The 410-nt window shown below is 36.3% G+C and carries 1 protein-coding gene; it reads right to left on the reverse strand.

Annotated elements, in window-relative coordinates; all coding sequences use genetic code 11:
• On the reverse strand, positions 1 to 410 hold a 410-nt coding region (locus JWJ90_RS22970; protein WP_205229528.1), incomplete at both ends, for a HoxN/HupN/NixA family nickel/cobalt transporter.

Raw genomic sequence — 410 nt, forward strand, 5'->3', positions numbered from 1 at the left:
CATCTAATGTATCCAATAAACTCATACCTGATGCGAATAAAATTGGTAAAGATAAGATTCCGATAAATGAAATGGCTTGTTGTGATGCGCCTGAAGAAAGAGCGAGTAACGCAATTTCACTAGCTGTATCAAAACCAAGTCCAAATAAAAAGCCAAGTGGCAATACGTGCCAACTACGCGTGATTAATTTGAAATAAGGTCCTACAAATCGAGAAACCAATCCTCTAGATTCAAGTAATGCATCGACTTCAGCTTCTTCAATGTGTTCACGACGTAATTTAGCGAACAAGTTAATTAAAGAGATTAAAATAATTAGATTCAACACACCGATAAGCACTAAAAAGAAACCTGAAACTAGTGTACCAATCGTTCCACCAATATCTTGGAAATGCGGTAATTCATCTTTAGCC

This window comes from Desulfobulbus rhabdoformis (genome assembly GCF_016919065.1).
Taxonomy (GTDB): Bacteria; Desulfobacterota; Desulfobulbia; order Desulfobulbales; family Desulfobulbaceae; genus Desulfobulbus; species Desulfobulbus rhabdoformis.